Raw genomic sequence first — 21,546 nt, 5'->3', positions numbered from 1 at the left:
TGAGGGGGGCGCGGGCGCGGTCAGACGAGGGACGCGTACAGGCCGGGGCGGCGGTCGCGCAGGTAGGGGTTGGTCGCGCGGGAGGCGCTCAGGAACTCGGGGTCGACGTCACCGACGACCAGCTCCTCGGCGCGGCCGGCGCGGGCCCGCGCCACGCCGTCGGGCCCGGCCAGGGTGGAGAGCCCGACGAACTCGAACTCGCCCTCGGGGCCGACCCGGTTGACGTAGGCGACGTACATCTGGTTCTCGAAGGCGCGCACCGGCACGACGGACTCGGCGACGAACTGGAAGGGGTGCATCTGCGCGGTGGGGACGACCAGCAGGTCGGTGCCCGCGAGGGCGTGCGCGCGGACGTTCTCCGGGAACTCCACGTCGTAGCAGATCATCAGGCCCACCCGGACGCCGCCCAGCTCCGCCTGGACGACGGCCTGGTCACCGGGGGTGAAGGAGTCGCGCTCGAAGCCGCCGAAGAGGTGGGTCTTGCGGTAGTTCGCGAGGCGGGCACCGTCCGGACCGACCAGCTGGGCGGAGTTGAAGACGCGCTCGTCCGCGCGCTCGGGGTAGCCGTAGACGACGCCGACGCCGTGCCGGGCCGCGATCTCGGCGACGGCCCCGGCGGAGGTGCCGTCGGCGGGTTCGGCCAGCCGGGCGATGTCGTCGCCGATCGCGTACCCGGTGAGGAACAGCTCGGGCGCCACGAGCAGGCCCGCGCCCTGCGCGGCGGCGCGTCCGGCCGCCTGATCCAGCGCCTTCAGGTTCTCGGCGACGGATCCAAGCTGCCCTGAGCTCTGGAACAGGGCGGTGCGCAGCGCGGGCATGGCGGAACCTCGGGGCGTACGAAGGGGAAGGCGGGGTCGTTTAAGACGGTACGGTCGGCGGCCCGGCCCGGACAAGGTGCGACCGTTGCGGGCCGCTGCGCGATCTGTTGCGCGTGGGACGGGAGGGGCGGCGATTCATTGCGCGCCGGAGGCCGCCTCGCGGGGCGATGGTGCGTTTTCCCGCGGTTTCCGCGTCCGGGCGCTCCCGCGCGAGGGGTCTCGCGTGCGGGGCGTCCCGTGTGCGGGGCGGACGTCCCTAAGCGGGAGACCCCGAGGAGAAGCGCCGCAGCAGCGGCGAGAGGACGAGCACGGACTTGGTCCGCTCCACGAACGGCTCCCCCGCGATCCGCTCCAGGACCCGCTCGAAGTGCCGCATGTCCGCGGCGAAGACCTGGACGATCGCGTCCGCGTCACCGGTGACGGTGGACGCGGACGCGATCTCCGGGTACCGCTCGAGGCCGCGGCGGATGGCCTCGGGCGAGGTGTTGCGACGGCAGTAGATCTCGATGAACCCCTCGGTCTCCCAGCCGAGCGCGGCCGGGTCGACCCGCACGGTGAATCCCGTGATCGCTCCGGTCTCCCTGAGCCGGTCCACGCGCCGCTTCACGGCGGGCGCGGAGAGTCCGACCAGCTGGCCGATGTCGGCGTAGGAGCGGCGGGCGTCCTCGGCGAGGGCGTGCACGATGCGTTCGTCGAGATCGTTCAGTCGCACGGGGGGTGGATCACTTCTCTGCGGAGGCCAATCGGGAGCGGCTCATGCCGTACAGGAAGTAGAACACGAGGCCGACGGCCATCCAGACACCGAACACGACCCAGGTGATGGAGTCGAGGCTGAACATGTTGTAGGCGCAGAAACCGAAGCCGAGCACCGGGAAGAGCCAGCCCAGCGGCACCCGGAAGGTGCGGGGCATGTCCGGGCGGGTCCTGCGCAGCACGATGACGGCGATGTTGACGAGGCCGAAGGCGAAGAGCGTGCCGATGCTGGTGGCGTCGACGAGCTTGCCGAGCGGGATGACCGAGGCGAGCGCGGCGCAGAAGAGCGACACGATGACCGTGTTCACGCGGGGCGTGCCGGTCTTCTTGCTGACCTTGCCGAACGCCTTGGGGACCAGGCCGTCGCGGGACATGGCGAACAGCACGCGGGTCTGGCCGTAGAGCACGGTCAGGACGACCGACGCGATGGAGATGACCGCGCCCGCGGCGAGCAGCGTGCCCCAGAAGTGCTGGCCGCTGACGTCGTTCATGATCGCGGCGAGCGTGGCCTCGGAGCCCTCGAAGTCCTTCCAGTTCCAGGCGCCGACCGCGACGGCGGCGACCAGGACGTAGAGGGCCGTGACGATGACCAGCGAGAGCATGATCGCGCGGGGCAGGTCGCGCTGCGGGTTCTTCGCCTCCTCACCGGCGGTGGAGGCGGCGTCGAAGCCGATGTACGAGAAGAACAGGCTCGCGGCGGCGGCGCTGACCCCGGCCGTGCCGAGCGGCATGAAGTCCGAGTAGTTGCCGGACTTGAAGCCCATGAAGCCGATGGTGCAGAAGAGCACGAGCGCGGCGATCTTCACGATGACCATGATCGTGTTGGCCCGCGCCGACTCCTTGGCCCCGCCGAGCAGGAACACCATGGCGAGCAGCACGACGATGAGGCCGGGCAGGTTGATGATGCCGCCCTCGCCGGGCGCGGAGGACAGGACGTCCGGGATGGTGACGCCGATGGTCCCGTCGAGGAGCTCGTTGAGGTACTCGCCCCAGCCGACGGCGACGGCCGCGACCGAGACGCCGTACTCCAGGACCAGGCACCAGCCGCAGACCCAGGCGACGAGTTCGCCCATCGTTGCGTACGCGTACGAGTAGGAGGAACCGGCGACCGGGATGGAGCCCGCCAGCTCGGCGTACGAGAGGGCCGAGAAGAGCGCGGTGAGTCCGGCGATCACGAACGAGATGGTGACCGCGGGGCCGGCCTTGGGGACGCTCTCGCCGAGGACGACGAAGATGCCGGTGCCGAGCGTGGCACCGATGCTGATCATGGTCAGCTGCCACATGCCGAGGGAGCGCCGCAGCGAGCCGCCCTCTCCCTGGCCACCCTCCGCGACCAGGCGTTCCACCGGCTTGCGCCGCATCAGTCGGCTGCCGAGGCCAGGGCTGCCCGGGGGGCGTGGGCGGTTCTGCGGGGGTGCGCCTTGGTCGAGCACGCGCTGGCTCCTTCATCGCTGCCGGTCAGGGCGGCGAGGACCCGTGGCACCCGCGCTTGGCGACGGGAACCACCGAGCAGGCAGTCCCCGCCACACCACGTACAGCGGATGACTCTAGAGTCCGCGCCTTCCCGACCGTAATGCAGCAACCTTGCGTACCGACGGATGATCATTGCGCACTTCCGGAATCGATGACTCTTTGTTGCGCAGTCCGTTTAGTCCGTTGCGTTCCGCCCCGGAAAAGGCGAAAAGGCGGGATGTGCCCGTCAGGGTCACATCCCGCCTTCTCAGGACTTCTCGGGGGCGGCGCCGGCGCCTAGCTCCAGCTGGCGTGCAGCGGCTTGCCCTCCGCGTACCCGGCGGCGCTCTGGACGCCGATCGTGGCCTTCTCGGTGAACTCCTCCAGGGAGCCCGCGCCCGCGTACGTGCAGGAGGAGCGGACGCCCGCGATGATCGAGTCGATCAGGTCCTCGACGCCCGGACGGGTCGGGTCGAGGAACATGCGGGAGGTCGAGATGCCCTCCTCGAAGAGCGCCTTGCGCGCCCGGTCGTACGACGACTCCTCGCTGGTGCGGTTGCGCACCGCGCGCGCGGAGGCCATGCCGAACGACTCCTTGTAGAGGCGGCCGTTGGCGTCCTGCTGGAGGTCGCCCGGGGACTCGTAGGTGCCCGCGAACCAGGACCCGATCATGACGTTCGACGCGCCGGCGGCCAGCGCCATGGCGACGTCGCGCGGGTGCCGGACACCGCCGTCCGCCCAGACGTGCTTGCCGAACTTCTTGGCCTCGGTGGCGCACTCCAGGACGGCGGAGAACTGCGGGCGGCCGACACCGGTCATCATGCGGGTGGTGCACATGGCGCCGGGGCCCACACCGACCTTGATGATGTCCGCGCCGGCCTCGATCAGGTCGCGCACGCCCTCGGCGGCGACAATGTTGCCCGCGACGATCGGGACCTGCGGGTCGAGCGCGCGCACGGCCTTGACCGCGGCGATCATCGACTCCTGGTGGCCGTGCGCGGTGTCCACGACGAGCGTGTCGACGCCCGCGTCGAGGAGCTGCTTGGCCTTGCCCGCCACGTCGCCGTTGATGCCGACGGCGGCGGCGATGCGCAGACCGCCGTTGGCGTCGACGGCCGGGGTGTAGAGCGTGGCGCGCAGCGCGCCCGTCCGGGTGAGGATGCCGGCGAGACGGCCGTCCTTGTCCACCGCGGGGGCGTACCGGCGGTTGGCGCCGTCCAGCTTGTTGAAGGCGTCGCGCGGCTCGATGTCGGCGTCCAGGAGCAGCAGGTCCTTGGACATGACCTCGGAGAGCTGCGTGAAGCGGTCGACGCCGCTGAGGTCGGCGTCCGTAACGACACCGACGGGCTTCTGGTCGGCGTCGACGACGACGCCCGCGTTGTGCGCGCGCTTGGGCAGCAGGGCCAGCGCGTCCGCGACGGTCTGCGACGGGGCCAGGACGATCGGGGTGTCCAGGACGTGGTGCCGCGTCTTGACCCAGGAGATGACCTCGGTGACGACCTCGATCGGGATGTCCTGGGGGATGACGACGATGCCGCCGCGGCGGGCGACGGTCTCGGCCATGCGGCGGCCGGCGATCGCGGTCATGTTGGCGACGACCAGCGGGATCGTGGTGCCGGTGCCGTCGGGCGACGAGAGGTCCACGCCCTGGCGGGATCCGACGGCGGAGCGCCTCGGGACCATGAAGACGTCGTCGTACGTCAGGTCGTACGCAGGCTGGATGTCATTGAGGAAGCGCACGTGCTGCTCATCCCAGTCGATCAGAGGTGGCCCCCGGACAGTTAGGCCGAGGGAAAAGCACGTACTTCATTGTCCCATGCCGCCGGGGTCGTACCGCCTGGGACGATCACCCAGGCAGGTCAGGGGGGCGTGGTCGGATCGTCCAAGCGGGCCACCGAAGCGGAACGCACGGTTCACTCCTTGCCACGCTCCGTGCCGGTCCCGGGCCCGGCGGTGTCGACGGGGCCGAGGGATCCGGCGGGCCCCAGAGCCAGGACGATCTCCAGGCCGGTCTCCGCGCCGCGCCAGTGCTCGACCGCCGAGGAGAACACCTCCTGGGCGACGGCCCACTCCCCCGGCGCCGCGTCCGCGTACGCCTGCCAGCCGGAGACGACGAGCAGCCGCCCGCGCGCGCGGGGCGCCCAGGACAGGTCGGTGAGGCAGTCGGCCAGCGCGTCCCAGTTGCGCCCGAACCAGTCGGGCAGGCCGAGGCCCCGCGCGCAGCGCTCCATGAAGGCGGCCTTGTCACTCACCCCGTCCAGGGAGAGCGTCGCGGTGGTCCAGCCCGCGCCGCGCGCCGCGTCGAGCACGGGGGCGAGCGGGTCGGGTGCGCTGTCAGTACCGCCGGGCATTACCTGAGCACCGCCTTGAAGGACGCGTAGTGGTCGTCGGTGTAGTAGATCTCGCCGTCCCTGCCGGTGACCAGCCGCCGGGCGCCGCGGTCGCGCTCGCCGGGCGTGCGGACGGTGTACTCGCGGTAGTGCCCGCGTTGCCGGCGCGGCAGCTCCCCTTCGAAGTTGCCGAAGACGGTGCCGTCCTTCTCGTACGGGAAGGGGCCCCCGTCGTCGATGCGGCGCAGCGTCCGCCGGGCCTCGGCGGGCAGCCGGTCGGCCGGGACCGTGGCCATGCCGCGCGCCCAGGCCGGCACCGAGGCGGACGCGGAAGCGGGGGCGTCCCGGCTTCCGCCGCCGCCCGACGAGCATCCGGCCACCAGGACGGCGAGACAGGCGAGGAGCACCCCCAGCGCGCGGGGGACGATCCGGGTCAGCATGCGTCAGACCTTGCCACAGCACCCCGGAAGGGGCGCGGGGAACCACCCCCTGCGCCCCCGTGCGGAATTGCGCCCCGTGCGGAATTGCGCCCCGTGCGGAATCAGCTGCCGTCGGGGTCCGCGCGGTTCAGCGCGGGCCGCGGCGGCGCCCCCGCCACCAGCAGCTGATCGGCCGCCGCCGTGTCGGTGACCAGGCTGGTGACGAGCCCGGACCGGAGCACCGCGTCGATCGCCGCGGCCTTCCTGCGCCCGCCGGCGATGGCGACCACCTCGGGGATGCGCCGCAGCCGGTCCGTCTCGACGGTGATGCACCGCTCGCCGAGGTCACGCCCGACCCGGCGGCCCTCCGCGTCGAAGAGGTGCGCGGACATCTCGGCGGCCACGCCCAGCGAGGCGTAGTGGGCCCGCTCCTCGTCGCTGAGCATGTCGTGGACGGTGGAGATGCCCGGCTCCCAGGAGCCGATGGAGACGCAGGCCACCGTGACCTTGTCGAAGTACTCGAAGGCGCGGGCGATGCCGGTCTGGTTGCGCAGCGCCGCCGCGGTGGCGGGGTCGGGCAGCAGCATCGGCGCGTAGATCGGGTGGGCCTCGCCGCCGGAGACCTGAGCGGCGCGGCGGACGGCCTCGACCGAGCCGCGCTCCGCGGTCCCGGCGTCGTAGACCCCGGTCAGCTGCACGACGGTGCACGGCGGCAGCTGGTTCAGCGCGGCCGCCATGTGGATCGTGGAGCGGCCCCAGGCCAGGCCGAGCACGTCGCCCTCGGTGACCAGCTCGCCCAGGAGGTCCGCGGCGACCTCGCCGAGGTTCTCCGGGTCGGGCGACTCGTCGATCTCGTCGGCGGGCGCCGGCGACTCCACGACGACGGCGTGCCGCAAGCCGTAGCGGGCGCGCAGCGCGTCCGAGCGCTCCGCGTCCAGCTCGGCGGGCACCCGGATCTCGATGCGTACGAGATCCCGCTCCAGGGCGGTCTCCAGGACCCGGGCCACCTTGAAGCGGCTGACGCCGAACTCCTCGGCGATCTGGATCTTGGACTTGCCCTCGAGGTAGAAGCGGCGGGCCATGGCCGCCGCCTGCACCAGCTCCGCGGGTCCCATCCGCATGGCTGACCGACCCGCCGACATGGCCGACACGGCGCTCTCCTCACTGCTGTTCACAAACTGGGTTCGCCGTTCATCCTTGCAGATCCGGCCTGGTTGATCAGCCCTGGCGGACTGCGTTCACGTTCCCGTGGCTCAGTGGTCGCATCCCCAGCCGCTTGACGCGGTCTTTGCCTCGGCTTGGGTGCGCAATGAACGTACCGCCTCCGCCGGATCCTTGGCGCCGTAGACCGCGGAGCCCGCGACGAAGACGTCGGCGCCGGCCTCGGCGCAGCGCTCGATGGTCTCGGCCGAGACACCGCCGTCGACCTGCAGCCACATCTCCAGGCCGTGCTTGGCGATCAGCTCACGGGTGCGGCGGATCTTGGGCAGCATGATGTCCAGGAACGCCTGGCCGCCGAAGCCCGGCTCGACCGTCATGATCAGCAGCATGTCGAGCTCGGGGAGCAGGTCCTCGAACGGCTCGACGGGCGTCGCGGGCTTCAGCGCCATCGAGGCGCGGGCCCCCTTGGCGCGGATCTCGCGCGCGAGCCGGACCGGGGCGGCGGCCGCCTCGGCGTGGAAGGTGACCGATCCGGCACCCGCCTCGACGTACTGCGGGGCCCAGCGATCGGGGTCCTCGATCATCAGGTGGCAGTCCAGAGGCGTGTCCGTCGCGCGGGCCAGCGACTCTACGACCGGCACCCCGAGGGTGAGGTTCGGGACGAAGTGGTAGTCCATCACGTCGACATGGAGCCAGTCGGCGCCTTCGACGGCCTTCGCCTCCTCGGCAAGGCGGGAGAAGTCCGCGGACAGGATGCTGGGGTTGATCTGCACGGCCATGCCCCAAGCCTGCCATGCCCGGCGCGTGTTGCTGACCGCAGTCCACCGCTCGGGCCCAGCGGCTCCCGCGGCCGCACCCCGGCTGCCATGCTGGACGGTCCAGCGGCACCGCGCACGGCAGGCGGGGGGAAGCCATGGCGGACGTTCAGGGGCAGGGCCGGCGCGGGCGGAGCGGGGACCGGCGGTCGGTGGCGCGGCTGGTGTGCGGGCGGCGCACCAAGTGGCTGGTGGTGCTGTTCTGGCTGGTGGTGATCATCGTCGCCGCGCCTCTGGCGCAGAAGCTCACCGACGCCCAGGAGAACGACGCGGAGTCCTGGCTGCCCGGCTCCGCGGAGTCGACCCACGTACTCGACCTCTCCGCCGAGTTCCGCCCCGAGGTGATCCCGGCCGTCGTCGTGTACGCCCGCGAGGGCGGCCTCACCGCCGGGGACCGCGCCCGGATCGCCGAGGACGTGCGCCAGATCGAGGAGCTGCGGGCGAACGGGGTGCGCGGCGCCGAGACGCGCGGGCCCGTCCAGGACAGGAAGACGCGCGCCGAGGCGGCCCAGGTCCTCGTCCCGATCACCATGGACGCCGGGGGCTGGGAGCGCATCGGGCCCGCCGTGGACTCGGTCCGGGCACGGGTGGGCCACGGCGGCGACGGCCTGTCCGTGCACGTGACCGGGCCGGGCGGCACGGCGGCGGACTCCGCCGAGGCGTTCGAGGGCATCGACTCGACCCTGCTGCTCTCGGCGGCGGGCATCGTCGTGGTGATCCTGCTGTTCACCTACCGCAGCCCGACGCTGCTGCTGGCGCCGCTGCTCGCCGTGATCATCGCGCTGTTCACCGCCCAGGCCCTGGTCTACCTGCTCGCCGAGCACGCGGACCTCACCGTCAACGGGCAGAGCGCGGGCATCCTGACGGTGCTCGTCTTCGGCGCGGGGACGGACTACGCCCTGCTCCTGGTCGCTCGCTATCGCGAAGAGCTGCGCCGGCACGAGGACCGCCACGAGGCGATGGCCCTCGCCCTGCACCGGGCGGGCCCCGCGGTCCTGGCCTCCGGCGCGACGGTCGTCCTGAGCATGCTGGTGCTGCTCGCCGCCGAGATGAACTCCACCAGCGGCCTCGGCCCGGTCGCCGCGGTCGGGGTCACCGTCGGCCTCCTCGCCATGCTGTCGCTCTTCCCGGCCCTCCTGGTGATCTTCGGCCGGTGGTTCTTCTGGCCGCTGATCCCGCAGCACGGCTCCGCCGAGCCGACCGAGCGCGGCCTGTGGGCCCGCACCGGACGGCGCATCGACCGCAGGCCCCGGCTGATCTGGGGCGTCACGGCCGCGGCCCTCGCGCTGCTCTCCCTCGGACTGCTGCAACTGCGGGCCGACGGCCTCGGCAACGCGGACGCGTTCACCGGGAAACCGGACTCGGTCACCGGCCAGGAGGTGCTCGCCGAGCACTTCCCCGCGGGCTCCGGCGACCCGCTGGTGATCGTGGCGGACGCGGCGCGGGCCGACGAGGTCGTGCGGGTCGTCCGCGCCGCCCGGGGCGTGGTGCCCGACAGCGTCGCGCGGGCGCCGGGCACGAAGGCGGAGCGGGGCGGCGCGGTGCTCCTGGAGGCCACGCCGGTCGACCCGCCGGACGGCGCGGCCGCCAAGGCGACCGTGGCACGGGTGCGTGCGGCCGTGCACGCGATCCCCGACGCGAACGCAAAGGTGGGCGGCGGCACGGCGGCCCTGCTCGACATGGACCGCGCGACCGCCCACGACAACAAGCTGATCATCCCGCTGGTCCTGCTCGTGGTCCTGGTGATCCTCGCCGTACTGCTGCGCGCGGTCCTCGCCCCGCTCCTGCTGATCGCCACGGTGGTGCTGTCCTTCGCCGCCGCGCTGGGCCTGAGCGCGCTCGCCTTCCGCCATCTCTTCGGCTACGCGGGCGAGCCGACCGACTTCCCGCTCTTCGTCTTCGTGTTCCTGGTCGCGCTCGGCATCGACTACAACATCTTCCTGTCGACCCGCATCCGCGAGGAGGCCGGCCGCCGGGGCACCCGCGCGGGCGTCCTGACGGGTCTTGCCGCGACCGGCGCGGTCATCACCTCGGCGGGCCTGGTCCTCGCGGGCACGTTCGCCGCGCTCGGCACGCTGCCGATGGTGGCGCTCGCCGAGATCGGCTTCGCGGTGGCCCTCGGCGTCCTGCTCGACACCTTCGTCGTACGGTCGGTCCTGGTGACGTCGCTGTTCCTGGACGTGGGGCCCGGGGTGTGGTGGCCGCACCCGCTGTCCCGGCGCCCGGAACCGCCCGCCGCCCCCGCGCCGAGCGCCCCCGGGGCCGCTAGGGCACCGTCAGATACCGCGTGACCATGGCGACGAGCTCGTCCTCCAGACGCCCGGCGTCGACGGCACGCGGCGCGGCGACGAGCTGGTGGACGACGGTCTCGACGGTGGCCACGACGAGATGGGCGGCGACGTCGACGTCGGTGACGCGGACCTCGGGATGGCGTGCCAGCAGGTCGCGGGTGAAGGCCACCCGCTCCCGCTCGTACCGCGTGACCTTCTCCGTCAGCTCCGGGGCGCGCGGCGTCTGCTCCATCATGACCTGCAGCAGCTTCGGGTCGTCGAGGTGGTTGCCGATCACGGAACGGACGACTCCGCGCATGATCTCCTCGATGGACTCGGGCTGTTCGCCGTGCTGGTGCGCCATGAGCGAGAGCCGCCCGGCCTCCAGGTGCCGGGTCACCAGCTCCAGCAGGATCGCGTCCTTGTTCGGGTAGTACTGGTACAGCGATCCGATGGAGATCCGCGCGTGCTCCGCGATCCGGTTCGTGGTCCCCGCCGCGTACCCGTGTTCGGCGAAAACGTGAGCAGCCGCGGTGAGGATGCGCTGCCGGGTGAGCTCGGCGCGCGCCTGCCGCGGCTCCTTACGTGCACGAAGCGAGTGCCGGTCCGCCGCCATGGCCACCCTCCTGGTCACGCCCCCAATGCGAGTAGCGCGCGATGCGAGTAATTGCTCACAATGGTGCCACGACCTGCGGGTAAGCAGGCACGGCCGACACGGGCGTGGGGGACGTACGACACGAGCCCCACCCCGGCCGTCACCCCCTTCCCCGCAGCCCCGCCCCTCGGCCCAAGGAGCCTTCGTGACACCTGCCCGCGTCCGTCCCCGGCGGCTCTCCCCGGCCGCGGTCCGCGAGTTGCTCGGCGCGCCCGACGCCCTGATCGAGGCGAAGGTCCGCGACCGCATCGACCCGCACGTCCGCCGCTTCATCGCGCACTCCCCCTTCCTCAGCCTGGCCACGGCCGACGCGGCGGGCCGCGCCGACTGCTCGCCGCGCGGCGACTACCCGGGCTTCGTGAAGGTCCTCGACGAGCGCACCCTCGCGATGCCCGACCGCCCCGGCAACAAGATGGCCGACTCCTTCCGCAACCTCGCGGAGAACGACGGGGTCGGGCTCTGCTTCTTCATCCCCGGCGTACGCGAAGTGCTGCGGGTCAACGGCAGCGCGTACCCCACCGACGAGCCCGACGTCCTGGCCCGGATGCACGCCGAGGGCCGGGAGGCCGTCCTCGCGATCGTCGTCGAGGTCGAGCAGGCCTACTTCCACTGCGGCCGCGCGCTGGTCCGCTCCCGCCTGTGGGACCCCGCGAGCCAGGCGCTCGCCGACGAGATGCCCTCGGCGGGCGAGCTCGTCACCGCCCAGCTGGGCCTCGACATCGACCCGCAGGTCCTCGACGACGGCCTCGAGGACGCCTATCACGCGCTGTACTGACCCGCCGTCACACCCCGTCCCACCGAACCGTCCCGAGGTGAATCACCCGATGCAGGTGCAGCACACCGTCATCGACCGCGTCGACCCCGTCGCCGACGACGTCGTCTCGCTCGTCCTGCGCGCCGCCGACGGCCCCCTGGCGTCCTGGGAGCCGGGCGCGCACATCGACCTGACGCTGCCCAACTGGCTGACCCGCTCGTACTCGCTGTGCGGCGATCCGGCCGACCCGGAGCACTACCGCGTCGCGGTGCGCCACGACCCGCTCAGCCGCGGCGGCTCGGAGTACGTCCACCACTACCTGCGGCCGGGGCGCGCCCTGGACGTGTCGGCGCCCCGCAACCACTTCCCGCTGCTGCCGGCCCCGGAGTACCTGTTCCTCGCGGGCGGCATCGGCATCACCCCGCTGCTGCCCATGCTGTCCGCGGCCGTGCGGGCGGACGTCCCCGCCACCCTCGTCTACGTGGGGCGGTCGGCGTCGGCCATGCCGTTCGCCGACGAACTGCGCGCGCGCTTCGGCGACCGGGTGCGGCTCGTGGTCACCGCGCGGGACGGCAGGCCGGACCTCGCGGCGCTGGCCGCCGCCGTGGCGCCCGAGGCCCTCGTCTACTGCTGCGGACCGGCCCCGATGCTCGCCGCGGCGCAGGCCGCCTTCCCCGCCGGGCGGCTCCGCACGGAGCGCTTCCGCCCGGCCGTGCGGACCTTCGCCCCCAACACCGCCTTCACCGCGGTGTGCGCCCGCTCCGGGGAGAGCGTGCCGGTCGGCCCCGAACAGTCGCTCCTCGACGCCCTGCGGCGCGCCGGGCGCCCGGTGCTCGCGGGCTGCCGCGAGGGCGTCTGCGGCAGCTGCGAGGTCACCGTGCTCTCCGGCACGCCGGACCACCGCGACGACATCGGCGCCCCCGCGGGCCGCATGTACGCGTGCGTGTCCCGGGCGCTCGGCCCGGAACTGCGCCTGGACGTCTGAGTCCGGCGCGGGACGGCGTGCCGCCGGCGGTACGACGTCCCGCGCCGCGCCGTGCCCTGCCGTGCCGTGCCGTGCCGTCAGGCCGTGCGCCGGATCAGCGCCAGATACATCGCGTCCGTGCCGTGCAGGTGCGGCCACAACTGGACGTCCGGGCCGTCGCCCAGCGCGGGGACGCCCGGCATCAGCGGCCGCGCGTCGAGCAGTTCGGCGCCGCCGGTCTGCTTGAGGACGTCGTCGACGACCGCGCGGGTCTCCGCGAGGTGCGGCGAGCACGTCGCGTACCCGACGACACCGCCGACCCGCACCGACTCCAGCGCCGTGCGCAGCAGCGAGCGCTGCAGCGGTGCGAAGCCCTCCAGATCCTGCGGACGACGGCGCCAGCGCGCCTCGGGCCGGCGGCGCAGCGCGCCGAGTCCCGTGCAGGGCACGTCCATCAGGACGCGGTCGAACGTGCCGGGCCGCCACGGAGGGCGGGTGCCGTCGGCCGCGATCACGGCGTACGGCCCGGGGTTCCCGGCGAGGGCCTGCGCGACGAGGCCGGCCCGGTGCGGCTGCTTCTCGGAGGCGAGCAGGACGGCCCCGCGCTGGGCGGCGAGCCCGGCGAGCAGGGCCGCCTTGCCGCCGGGGCCCGCGCAGCCGTCGAGCCAGGCGCGGTCGGGGCCCTCGACGGGGGCGTTCGCCAGCGCGAGCGCGACCAGCTGGCTGCCCTCGTCCTGCACGCCCGCGCGCCCCTCGCGCACGGTCTCCAGCGAGCCGGGCTCCCCGCCCTCGCTGAGCCGGACGGCATAGGGGGACCAGCGCCCGGGCAGCGCGGACTCCTCGCCCACGGAGTCCAGGATCTCGTCCGCGGTGGCCCGCCCCGGCCGAGCCACCAGCGTCACCTCGGGCCGTTCGTTGTCGGCCTCCAGCAGGTCCTCGATGCCCGCGCGGCCGCCGCCGAGCGAGTCCCACAGCGCCGAGACGACCCAGCGGGGGTGCGAGTGGACGACGGCGAGGTGGTCCTCGGCGTCCTCGTCGTAGGGCGGCGCCACCTTCTCCACCCAGGCGTCCAGGTCGTCCTGGGAGACCTTGCGCAGCACGGCGTTGACGAACTTGGCGCGGCCGTCGCCGAGCACCACGCGGGCCAGCTCCACCGAGGCGGAGACGGCGGCGTGCGTCGGGATGCGGGTGCCCAGCAACTGGTGCACGCCCAGGTTCAGCACGTCGAGGACCGGCGGGTCGACCTCGCGCAGCGGCCGGTCGATGCAGGCCGCCACGATCGCGTCGTACGTCCCCTGGCGGCGCAGCGTGCCGTAGACCAGCTCGGTGGCGAGGGCCGCGTCCCTGGCGTCGAAGTCGCCCTTCTCGCGGGCCTTGCGCAGCAGCGGCGGCAGGACGAGGTTCGCGTACGCGTCGCGCTCGTCCACGGCCCGCAGCGCCTCGAAGGCCAGGATGCGGACGGGGTCCCGCTGGGGGCGGCGGTAGGGCTTGCCGGACTTGCCCGGGCGGCCCGGCTTGCCGGACTTGCCGGAGGACTGGGGACGCCGGTTCGGCTGGTCGTTCAAAGGTGCTCCGCTGCTGGAATGGGTCGAACCTGTCCAGCCTACGTCGCCCGCGCCCGCGCTCCCACCCGCCTCCACTCGCCCCCTGCCGCACCCGGCCTCACGCCCGGTGCGGCGAGAGCACGTGCCGGACGCCGCCCGGCGGAGTGGACGTCACGGACAGGATCTAGGCGCCGGCCCGCTCCCCCGCGGCGATCCGCACCCCGCGCGCCCAGTCGGCGCCGCGCATCGGCTTCTTGCCCTGCGGCTGGACCCAGAGCAGCTCGACGGCGTGCGATCCGGAACCGACGTACACGTTGTTCTTGGCGGCGGCCAGCTCGCCGGGCGCGAGGTCCGTGCGGTCCGGGACGAGCGCGGCCTGGATGACCTTGAGGCGCTCGCCGCGGAAGACGGTCCAGGCGCCGGGCGCGGGGGTGCAGCCGCGCACCACCCGGTCGACGCGCAGGGCCGGGGCGGCCCAGTCGATCTGCGCGTCCTCGACGGTGATCTTGGGGGCGAGGGTGACGCCGTCGGCGGGCTGCGGCACCGCCGTCAGGCTGCCGTCCTCGATGCCGTCCATGGTCGCGACGAGCAGCCCCGAGCCCGCGAAGGCGAGCCGGGTCAGGAGGTCGCCGCTGGTGTCGGTGGACCGCACCTCCTCGGTGACCGTGCCGTACACCGGACCGGAGTCGAGCCCCCGCTCGATGAGGAAGGTGGAGGCCCCGGTGATCTCGTCGCCCGCCATCACCGCGTGCTGCACCGGGGCGGCGCCGCGCCAGGCGGGCAGCAGCGAGAAGTGCAGGTTGACCCAGCCGCGGGCCGGTACCTCCAGAGCGACCTCGGGCAGCAGCGCGCCGTAGGCCACGACGGGGCAGCAGTCGGGACCGATCTCCCGCAGCCGCGCCAGGAACTCCTCGTCGCGCGGCTTCGCGGGCTTGAGCACCTCGATGCCGGCCTCCTGCGCACGCTCCGCGACCGGGCTCGCGACCAGCCTGCGGCCCCGGCCCGCGGGCGCGTCCGGACGGGTCACGACGGCGGCCACCTCGTGCCGGTCGGAGGCGATCAGCGCGTCCAGGGCGGGGACGGCGACCTCGGGAGTGCCTGCGAAGACGAGCTTCACTCGGGGGTACCTCGGATCTCTGGTCAAGGGTGGGGCGACGGCAGCGCACCAGTCTATGGGCCGCTCCCCGCGCCCGCCCGGGACGGTCCGCCCGGGGTCCGGGTCGCCGTCGGGCGGTCCACGGGCCGCCGCGGCCGCCGGGGGCGTACGAATGGGCGCGCGCCCTGTGCATATGCGCATACGCCCCTGCACCGTGACCCCACACGAACTAGCGCGTTGGTCAAGAAAGAGTTGACCACAACGGGCCGCCGCCGCGGCCCGATCCTTTTCAACGCCGGTTCGAGAGGCTTGTTCATGGCCGACCACGCAACCCACGACGCCCAGGCACGGGCCAGCCTGCACCTGCTGGTGCGGGACATCGAGCGGGTCCGCCGGCAGGTGGACGCACTGCGTACCCTCACCGCCCAGCTCGGCAACGTCTACCGCCCGCGCCGCTCCAGCCCGTCCGCGGGCTTCGTCGTGTACGGGCGGGCCCCCGCCCCGACCGTCCGCCTCGCCCAGGAACTGCGGGACAGCGTCGAGACGCTGGTCACCGCCGCGGTCGACTTCGACCGCTCGCTCGGGTTCTCGTGGGACGCGGTGGGCTCGGCCCTCGGTGTCACCAAGCAGGCGGTCCACCGCCGCTACGGCGCGCGCAGGGCCACCACGCAGGCGGCGGCCGAGGCGGAGCGTGCCACCGAGACCCCGGCGCAGGCCGTGACGTCCACGGCCACCCGCGCGCTGCCCGTCGGTGTCCCCCTGCCGTCCGTCCCCGCCGCCCGCGCCATGCCGACCCAGCCGACGGCGGGCAGCCCGACGCTCCGCGAAGAGACCAGGCCGACGGCCTTCCCCGGCCCCCGCAACGGCTGACCCCGCGCCCCCTCCATGCCCTCTCGCTCCCCGGGGCGAGGGGGCATCTGCACGTCCTGCCCGGCTCCCCGAACGGCGTCGGCCGCCGACGGGCGCGGCGTCCGTCAGCCGATGTCCGGCGGGTCCACCCGCACCCGCACCGGCTCGCCCCCCGCCTCCCGCGCGCCCTTGGCGCCCCGGGCCATCCGCGCGGCCTGCGCCGCCTTCAGCGCGGCCGCGAGCGCGGCGCCGCTGCCCGGCGGGACCCGCAGGAGGACCCGCTCCGCCTGCTCCCCGGCGGGCGCGCCGCCGCCCTTGCGGGTGGCCCCGGGGCCGGTGTCCCGCACCGGCACGGGCCCCAGCACCACGGCGTCGCCCGGCAGTTCGGTCCCCGCGAGGAACTCCGTGAGCGCCTCGGGCGGACCGGACACCGACGCCATCCGCGACACCGGCGGGAACCCCAGCTCCGCCCGCTCGGCGAGCTCACGGACCGCGTGCCCCACCGGGTCCCAGCGCACCAGGGCCTGCACCGGCCGCAGCGTGGGCTCGGCGACGACCACGACCGTGCCGCCCGAGCCCTGCGGACGCACCAGCGCGGAGGCGCCGATCCAGCGCCGCAGCGCGTCCTCGCCCGCCCGCAGGTCGGGCCGCCCGAGCATGGCCCACCCGTCGAGCAGCAGCGCCGCCGCGTAACCGCCCTCGGCGACGGGCTCGGCCCCCGGCGTGCTCACCACCAGCGCCGGTGTCCCCGGCACCGTGTCGAGCACCTGCTCGCGGCCCGACGTCCGCACCGGCACCGCGGGGAAGGCACGCCCCAGCTCCTCGGCGGTCCTGCGCGCGCCCACGATCTGCGCCCGCAGCCGGAACGCGCCGCAGGACTCGCAGTGCCAGGCCGCCTCCTCGACGCCGCACCAGCCGCACCGCAGCGCGGCACCGCTCTCCTGCGCCTCCAGCGGCCCGGCGCAGCGCCGGCACCGGGCGGGCTCGCGGCACCGCTCGCAGGCGAGCCGCGGCACATAGCCGCGCCGCGGGACCTGCACCAGGACGGGCCCGTGCTTGAGCCCCTCGCGCGCGACCTGCCAGGCGAGCGAGGGCAGCCGCGCGGCCCGCGCCGCCTCGTCCCGCGCCAGGTCCCCGTCGCCCACCGTGCGCACGAGCGGCGCGGCCCCGCGCACCTGCTCGCGGTCGGCGACGAGCGGCACGGCCCAGCCGCTCTCGACCAGTTGCGCCGCCTCCACCGTGCAGCTCGCGCTGCCCAGCAGGAAGCCGCACTTGTCGCGCGTGGCGCGCAGCTCCAGGACCTCCCGCACATGGGGGAAGGGGGCGTTGTCGTCGCTGTGGTTGGAGTCGCCGTCGTCCCAGACGACGACCAGGCCCAGGTCCCGTACCGGCGCGAACATGGCGGCCCGTGTGCCGACCACGGCCCGCACCGCGCCGCGCCGCACGGCGAGCCACTCCTGATAGCGGCGCTCCTGCCCGGCGTCGGCGGTCAGCAGGGCGTGCCGGCCCGTGCCGAGCAGCTCGGTGAGCGCGGCGTCCACGCGCGCGGCGGGCCGTCCGGTCGGTACGACGACGAGGGCGCCCCGGCCCGAGGCCAGCGTGGCCTGCACGGCGCAGGCGATCTCCTCGGCCCACCGGGGTCCGGGCAGCGCGGTCCACACGGCCCGTGGCGCTCCCCCGGAGGCCAGCGCGTGCAGGAACTCCGGACCGTGCCCGTACCGGCGCCAGCTGCCGGGCTCGGGTGCGGCGGGCGGCGCGGGCGGCGCGGGCGAGACCCGCGACTCGGCGCGCGCGTGCCGGGGCGGGATCGCCAGCTGCAGCACGTCGGCGAGGCTGCCCGCGTACCGGTCGGCCACCGCCCGGGCCAGCCCGAGGAGCCCCGCGTCGAGCACCGGCTCCGGCGACACGACCTGGGCCAGGGCGGCCAGCGGACCGCTGTAGTCGCTCTCGGCGCGCCGCTCGACGAGGTAGCCGTCGATCAGCCCGCCGCCCTCGCGCCGCCCCTGGCGGACATTGCGCGACCCCGCCCCGAACCGCACCCGGACCCGCACCCCCGGCTGCGCCTCGGCGTCCAGCTCCTGGGGCACGGCGTAGTCGAAGTACCGGTCGAGGTGCAGCACGCCCTTGTCGACGAGCACACGCGCGACGGGCAGCTCCTTAGCCAGCGCGGCACCCCGCCACGTCCGCGGCTTGGCCCGCGGCACCTTGGCCGTACGCACCGACTCCCGGATGAGCGCGAGCTGCTCGGGCTCCTCGGCACCCCCCGCCCCGGACTCTTCGTTCTCCCTGCTCACAGCTGCATTCCTACCAGACGGCTCGGACACCGCCGGGAGAACGATGAGGCCCGGCACCCCTCGCGGGAGTGCCGGGCCTCATCGGAGCCGTGCCGGGCGGGGACTAGAGCCCCGCCGCCGCGCGCAGCGCGTCCACGCGGTCCGTGCGCTCCCACGTGAAGTCGGGGATCGCCCGGCCGAAGTGGCCGTACGCGGCGGTCTGCGAGTAGATCGGGCGGAGCAGGTCGAGGTCGCGGATGATCGCGGCCGGGCGCAGGTCGAAGACCTCGCCGATGGCCGACTCGATCTTGTCCGTGTCGATCGTGGCCGTGCCGAAGGTCTCGACGAAGAGACCGACCGGCTCGGCCTTGCCGATGGCGTACGCGACCTGGACCTCGCAGCGGGCCGCGAGGCCGGCCGCGACGACGTTCTTGGCGACCCAGCGCATCGCGTACGCCGCGGAGCGGTCGACCTTGGACGGGTCCTTGCCGGAGAATGCACCGCCGCCGTGGCGGGCCATGCCGCCGTAGGTGTCGATGATGATCTTGCGGCCGGTGAGGCCGGCGTCACCCATCGGGCCGCCGATCTCGAAGCGTCCGGTCGGGTTGACCAGGAGGCGGTAGCCCTCGGTCTCCAGCTTGATGCCGTCCTCGAGGAGGGCCTTCAGCTCGGGCTCGACGACGAACTCGCGGATGTCGGGCGCGAGCAGCGAGTCCAGGTCGATGTCGCTCGCGTGCTGCGAGGACACCACGACCGTGTCGAGGCGGACGGCCTTGTCGCCGTCGTACTCGATGGTGACCTGGGTCTTGCCGTCGGGACGCAGGTAGGGGATCGTCCCGTTCTTGCGGACCTCGGAGAGGCGCCGCGAGAGCCGGTGCGCGAGGTGGATCGGGAGCGGCATGAGCTCCGGGGTCTCGTCGCAGGCGTAGCCGAACATCAGGCCCTGGTCGCCGGCGCCCTGCTTGTCGAGCTCGTCCTCCTGGTCCCGCTGGGAGGCGCCCTCCACACGCTTCTCGTAGGCGGTGTCGACGCCCTGCGCGATGTCGGGGGACTGCGAGCCGATGGACACCGAGACGCCGCAGGAGGCGCCGTCGAAGCCCTTCTTCGAGGAGTCGTAACCGATCTCGAGGATCTTGTCGCGCACGAGCTGCGCGATCGGCGCGTACGCCTTCGTCGTGACCTCACCGGCCACGTGGACGAGGCCGGTCGTGATCAGCGTCTCCACGGCGACCCGGGACGTCGGGTCCTCCCGCAGAAGCGCGTCGAGAATGGTGTCGCTGATCTGGTCAGCGATCTTGTCGGGGTGACCCTCGGTCACAGACTCCGAGGTGAAGAGGCGCCGGGACACATCGCTCCCTGTGGTTGCAGCGGCTGCTGGCTGATCATGGGTGGACGGCCGGGAGCTGCGCCCGGCGTCGTCCGAGACCAGTTTATCGGTCACACTCGGCCGCCGGTCCACATGTCTCGCCACTTGGGAGGCCTGTGACCTGCGGCACTGCGTTGCGCGGTACGACGATCGGTCTCCCCCAGCGGGTCTCGCGCCCCGCTTTCCCCGGCCTTCTCCGGGCTTTCCCCGGGTTTTCTCCCGGTTTTTCCCAGGATTTCCCGGGGTGCGAGGCGCCCGCTGGGGCGAAGATGACATTCAGCCCTGCCCGTGCGGACCCCGTCAAGAGAGCCGCCGAAATGTGGCCGAGTTCCGCCGAGAGGCGAACCGCGGGCCCAGGAACCGGACACTTCGCCGTCCGGATGGTGAGACGGGGTGGCGCACGGTCAGGACAGCCGGGGGACGACCAGGTCCCAGACCGTGTCCGCGAGGGCCTCCTTGGGGCCGTACGGCACCGGTGTCTCGCTGCCGTCGGCGCCGAGCACGACCGCCTCGTTCTCCTCGGAGCCGAAGGTCTTCCGCTCCCCGACCTCGTTGACGACCAGCAGGTCGCAGCCCTTGCGGGCGAGCTTGGCGCGGCCGTTGGCCAGGACGTCGTCGGTCTCCGCGGCGAAGCCGACGACCACCTGTCCCGCGCGGGGCCGCTCCCCCGCGATCTCGGCCAGGATGTCGGGGTTGCGCACCAGCGCGATGGGGGCCGGTTCCTGGCCGTCCTTCTTCTTGATCTTGCCCGCCGCGTACGTCTCGGGGCGGAAGTCCGCCACGGCGGCCGCCATCACCACGGCGTCGGCGTCGCCCGCGGCCTTCAGGACCGCCTCGCGCAGCTGGACGGCGGTGCCCACCGGCACGACGTCGACGCCCGCCGGATCGGGCAGCGCGGCGTTGGCCGCGACGAGCGTGACCCGGGCGCCGCGCGCGGCCGCGCTGCGGGCCAGCGCGTAGCCCTGCTTGCCGGAGGAGCGGTTGCCCAGGAAGCGGACCGGGTCCAGGGGCTCACGGGTGCCGCCGGCGCTCACGACGACGTGCCGCCCCGCGAGGTCCCGGGGCCGGTCGCCGCGCGCCAGCACCCGGCGGACGACCTCGAAGAGCTCGACGGGGTCGGGGAAGCGGCCCTTGCCGGTGTCGACGCCGGTGAGCCGGCCGACGGCCGGCTCGACGACGAGCGCGCCGCGGCGGCGCAGCGTCGCCACGTTCTCCTGGGTGGCCGGGTGCTCCCACATCTCGGTGTGCATGGCGGGCGCGAAGACCACCGGACAGCGGGCGGTCAGGAGCGTGTTGGTGAGCAGGTCGTCGGCGAGGCCGTGGGCCGCCTTGGCGAGCATGTCGGCGGTGGCGGGGGCGACGATCACGAGGTCGGCGTGCTGGCCGATGCGGACGTGCGGCACCTCGTGGACGTCGGACCAGACCTCGGTCGAGACGGGGTGGCCGGACAGCGCGGACCAGGTCGCGGCACCGACGAAGTGCAGCGCCGACTCGGTGGGCACGACGCGTACGTCGTGGCCCGACTCGGTCAGCCTGCGCAGCAGCTCGCACGCCTTGTAGGCGGCGATGCCACCGCTGACCCCCAGGACTACCTTCGGCTTCTCGGCCACTGCCTTCGTCTCCCCGCACTCGGATGCGTACGACTCCATGACACACCACAGGCCCGGCAGCCGTGCTGCCGGGCCTGTGGTGAAGGTACGAACCGCTTACTGAGCCGGGCCCTCGATGGCCTCGGAGGTCAGCAGGCCGGCGTTGATCTCGCGGAGCGCGATCGACAGCGGCTTCTCGTGGACGTGCGTGTCGACGAGGGGGCCGACGTACTCCAGGAGGCCCTCACCGAGCTGCGAGTAGTACGCGTTGATCTGGCGCGCGCGCTTGGCGGCGTAGATCACGAGGCTGTACTTCGAGTCGGTGGCTTCGAGCAGCTCATCAATCGGCGGGTTGATGATGCCCTCGGGCGCGGTGATGGAAGAGGACACTCTCTGCCTTCCGATGGGATCAAATGAAGTCGAGACCAGAAGTCAAGA

19 protein-coding genes are annotated in these 21,546 nt (G+C 73.6%); 4 read left to right on the top strand and 15 right to left on the bottom strand.

Going from position 1 to position 21,546, the window contains the following annotated elements; genetic code table 11:
- Window positions 1–20: 20 nt before the first annotated feature.
- From ACFYXE_RS27705 to rpe, 8 genes are all read right to left on the bottom strand, one after another.
- Window positions 21–818, bottom strand: coding sequence for a carbon-nitrogen hydrolase family protein (locus ACFYXE_RS27705; RefSeq protein ID WP_389316608.1), 798 nt, complete (start codon window positions 816–818; stop codon window positions 21–23).
- Between the two features lie 256 nt (window positions 819–1,074).
- Window positions 1,075–1,530 carry an Lrp/AsnC family transcriptional regulator gene (locus ACFYXE_RS27700; RefSeq protein WP_389316605.1) on the bottom strand — a complete coding sequence of 152 codons (456 nt, stop codon included), beginning with the start codon at window positions 1,528–1,530 and terminating at the stop codon, window positions 1,075–1,077.
- A 10-nt stretch (window positions 1,531–1,540) separates the two neighbouring features.
- Complete coding sequence (locus ACFYXE_RS27695) at window positions 1,541–3,004, bottom strand: amino acid permease (RefSeq protein WP_389316602.1); 1,464 nt, start codon at window positions 3,002–3,004, stop codon at window positions 1,541–1,543.
- A gap of 316 nt (window positions 3,005–3,320) precedes the next feature.
- Entirely contained in the window at window positions 3,321–4,763 is a 1,443-nt protein-coding gene (locus tag ACFYXE_RS27690) for a GuaB1 family IMP dehydrogenase-related protein (protein WP_389316599.1), read from the bottom strand.
- A 173-nt stretch (window positions 4,764–4,936) separates the two neighbouring features.
- A complete protein-coding gene (locus tag ACFYXE_RS27685) occupies window positions 4,937–5,374 on the bottom strand; it encodes a barstar family protein (protein ID WP_389316595.1) in 438 nt (145 codons plus the stop codon).
- Window positions 5,374–5,793, bottom strand: coding sequence for a ribonuclease domain-containing protein (locus ACFYXE_RS27680; RefSeq protein ID WP_389316592.1), 420 nt, complete (start codon window positions 5,791–5,793; stop codon window positions 5,374–5,376). Before ACFYXE_RS27680 ends, ACFYXE_RS27685 begins: the two co-directional genes overlap by 1 nt.
- A 101-nt stretch (window positions 5,794–5,894) precedes the next feature.
- Window positions 5,895–6,947, bottom strand: a complete 1,053-nt coding sequence (locus ACFYXE_RS27675; protein ID WP_389316589.1) for a sugar-binding transcriptional regulator — start codon at window positions 6,945–6,947, stop codon at window positions 5,895–5,897.
- Window positions 6,948–7,025: 78 nt separating this feature from the next.
- Window positions 7,026–7,712 carry a ribulose-phosphate 3-epimerase gene (rpe, locus tag ACFYXE_RS27670; RefSeq protein ID WP_389316586.1) on the bottom strand — a complete coding sequence of 229 codons (687 nt, stop codon included), beginning with the start codon at window positions 7,710–7,712 and terminating at the stop codon, window positions 7,026–7,028.
- Between the two features lie 134 nt (window positions 7,713–7,846).
- On the opposite strand from rpe, the gene ACFYXE_RS27665 reads away from it, so the two are divergent.
- The gene (locus tag ACFYXE_RS27665; protein ID WP_389316583.1) at window positions 7,847–10,039 is read left to right on the top strand and encodes an MMPL family transporter; all 2,193 of its coding nucleotides are present in this window, start codon (window positions 7,847–7,849) and stop codon (window positions 10,037–10,039) included.
- Here ACFYXE_RS27665 and ACFYXE_RS27660 read toward each other — a convergent pair.
- Window positions 10,014–10,634, bottom strand: a complete 621-nt coding sequence (locus ACFYXE_RS27660; protein WP_389316850.1) for a TetR/AcrR family transcriptional regulator — start codon at window positions 10,632–10,634, stop codon at window positions 10,014–10,016. The two genes, ACFYXE_RS27665 and ACFYXE_RS27660, sit on opposite strands and share 26 nt — an antisense overlap.
- Before the next feature lie 184 nt (window positions 10,635–10,818).
- On the opposite strand from ACFYXE_RS27660, the gene ACFYXE_RS27655 reads away from it, so the two are divergent.
- Window positions 10,819–11,448, top strand: a complete 630-nt coding sequence (locus ACFYXE_RS27655; protein ID WP_361180588.1) for an MSMEG_1061 family FMN-dependent PPOX-type flavoprotein — start codon at window positions 10,819–10,821, stop codon at window positions 11,446–11,448.
- Between the two features lie 49 nt (window positions 11,449–11,497).
- Window positions 11,498–12,412, top strand: coding sequence for a PDR/VanB family oxidoreductase (locus ACFYXE_RS27650; protein WP_389316578.1), 915 nt, complete (start codon window positions 11,498–11,500; stop codon window positions 12,410–12,412).
- 77 nt (window positions 12,413–12,489) lie between these two features.
- Here the strand turns inward: ACFYXE_RS27650 and ACFYXE_RS27645 are convergent, their stop codons facing one another.
- Together ACFYXE_RS27645 and fmt are read right to left on the bottom strand one after the other, a co-directional pair.
- A complete protein-coding gene (locus ACFYXE_RS27645) occupies window positions 12,490–13,956 on the bottom strand; it encodes an RsmB/NOP family class I SAM-dependent RNA methyltransferase (protein ID WP_389316575.1) in 1,467 nt (488 codons plus the stop codon).
- A 163-nt stretch (window positions 13,957–14,119) separates the two neighbouring features.
- Window positions 14,120–15,052 (bottom strand): methionyl-tRNA formyltransferase, encoded by a 933-nt coding sequence (gene fmt / locus ACFYXE_RS27640; RefSeq protein WP_389316572.1) that lies wholly within the window; start codon window positions 15,050–15,052, stop codon window positions 14,120–14,122.
- A 294-nt stretch (window positions 15,053–15,346) separates the two neighbouring features.
- On the opposite strand from fmt, the gene ACFYXE_RS27635 reads away from it, so the two are divergent.
- A complete protein-coding gene (locus ACFYXE_RS27635; RefSeq protein WP_361180585.1) occupies window positions 15,347–15,901 on the top strand; it encodes a hypothetical protein in 555 nt (184 codons plus the stop codon).
- A 104-nt stretch (window positions 15,902–16,005) separates the two neighbouring features.
- Here the strand turns inward: ACFYXE_RS27635 and ACFYXE_RS27630 are convergent, their stop codons facing one another.
- The 4 genes from ACFYXE_RS27630 to rpoZ form a co-directional block, all read right to left on the bottom strand.
- The gene (locus ACFYXE_RS27630) at window positions 16,006–18,174 is read right to left on the bottom strand and encodes a primosomal protein N' (protein ID WP_389316568.1); all 2,169 of its coding nucleotides are present in this window, start codon (window positions 18,172–18,174) and stop codon (window positions 16,006–16,008) included.
- A gap of 103 nt (window positions 18,175–18,277) precedes the next feature.
- A complete protein-coding gene (gene metK / locus ACFYXE_RS27625) occupies window positions 18,278–19,501 on the bottom strand; it encodes a methionine adenosyltransferase (RefSeq protein WP_389316565.1) in 1,224 nt (407 codons plus the stop codon).
- Between the two features lie 422 nt (window positions 19,502–19,923).
- The gene (coaBC, locus tag ACFYXE_RS27620) at window positions 19,924–21,168 is read right to left on the bottom strand and encodes a bifunctional phosphopantothenoylcysteine decarboxylase/phosphopantothenate--cysteine ligase CoaBC (RefSeq protein ID WP_361168875.1); all 1,245 of its coding nucleotides are present in this window, start codon (window positions 21,166–21,168) and stop codon (window positions 19,924–19,926) included.
- A gap of 57 nt (window positions 21,169–21,225) precedes the next feature.
- Window positions 21,226–21,498 (bottom strand): DNA-directed RNA polymerase subunit omega, encoded by a 273-nt coding sequence (gene rpoZ / locus ACFYXE_RS27615; RefSeq protein ID WP_005319902.1) that lies wholly within the window; start codon window positions 21,496–21,498, stop codon window positions 21,226–21,228.
- Between the last annotated feature and the right edge of the window lie 48 nt (window positions 21,499–21,546).

Source organism: Streptomyces sp. NPDC002564, assembly GCF_042889645.1.
GTDB lineage: Bacteria > Actinomycetota > Actinomycetes > Streptomycetales > Streptomycetaceae > Streptomyces.
Note: the sequence above shows the minus strand (reverse complement) of the source record. Positions and strands in the feature narration are given on the sequence as shown.